This is a genomic window from Okeania hirsuta (assembly GCF_003838195.1).
GTDB classification, from domain to species: domain Bacteria; phylum Cyanobacteriota; class Cyanobacteriia; order Cyanobacteriales; family Microcoleaceae; genus Okeania; species Okeania hirsuta.
The window spans coordinates 1-1,238 of sequence record NZ_RCBY01000596.1 but is presented as its reverse complement, the minus strand read 5'-3'; the positions used below and the strand labels follow the sequence as shown (position 1 = coordinate 1,238).

1 protein-coding gene is annotated in these 1,238 nt (G+C 35.6%); it reads right to left on the bottom strand.

All coding sequences use genetic code 11. The features are described 5' to 3' along the window. Positions 1 to 544 precede the first annotated feature (544 nt). A complete protein-coding gene (locus tag D5R40_RS33125; RefSeq protein ID WP_192901028.1) occupies positions 545 to 988 on the bottom strand; it encodes a cupin domain-containing protein in 444 nt (147 codons plus the stop codon). Between the last annotated feature and the right edge of the window lie 250 nt (positions 989 to 1,238).

The window sequence follows — 1,238 nt, the reverse complement described above, 5'->3', positions numbered from 1 at the left end:
CCATGTAATTTTCCTCCTGTCTCCTGTCTCCTGTCTCCTGTCTCCTTCTTCAATTTTAATTTTTGGCAAAAGGAAACAGAAAAAAGAGAATTGAGGAACGGGAATTTTGGGTAATATTTTTCTTCTTTCGTCTTCCTTTTTTATAGCAGAAGGAAAAAGGCGTTTAGTTATCTAGGAGAAAAGGTTGATTATTGATATACCGTTGTTTTATATCATTTCCGGATAAGAGCGTGATCAAAAACTTTCTCCTTTTCCTCCTGTTTCTTCTTCTTTCTTCCCTCCTGACTCGGTCCTCCTGACTCGGTCTTCCTCCGTCGTTTATTTATAAGTATTCAACCGGACATGATATTAGATATTCCATAAGTCAAGAGTAGTCATGGTAGTTACTATATCAAAAGATGATTTTTGATATTGGGTTTAATACCCCGCTGTCTACAGGGTGTTTACTAATTAATAATTAATTGTTGAAAAGCTTGTTGGGGTTTGAGTCCCCATCCGCTGTTTGCTTCTTCCTTCTTCCTTCTTCCTTCTTCCTTCTTCCTTCTTAAATACAACTTGAACGAGAAAGAACTTGCATATCTTCTTCATCTAAATCTACTGGTATTCCACTACGAATTAGTTCGGCAAAATCTTCATTTGGCACCATAATACATAAAGCATAAAGACGAGTTAAACCAGTATTTTCTATGACATGAATCCCTGTTGGTGGTACTAGAATACTATCACCAGCACGAATATTAACAGATTTTCCGTCACATATTGCCTTTCCTTCTCCTTTAATAATAAAGAACATTTCTACCGCTAAATTATGTCGATTGGGAGGAGTTTTTCCCCCCACATCAAAAATTTCTAAACATACAGTTAAAGAAGCATTGGCAATTACAGGATCGAAAATAATTGCTAATCGATTACTATCTAGGGGACTAATACGATATGCTTGATAATCTTGGGGAGATTTAAGGACTGGAATCATGCATTGAGTAATCATTTTATTCTGGGTAATAGTGTTAACTTATTCAGGAAATTATTGATTATTTAGCTGTAGATTTGTTTAGACACCAGTGGCATCAGAGCTACTTATATTGGCATGAAATTTTATATTTTTATTTTGGGGTTAATACCCCGCCTTATACAGGGTATTTACAATTGATTGGGATTTGAGTCTGCATCCACTTTTTCCTTTTTATCATTTTCTTTGTGGGTTTAATACCCCACCGTCTACACGGTGTTCAAAATTA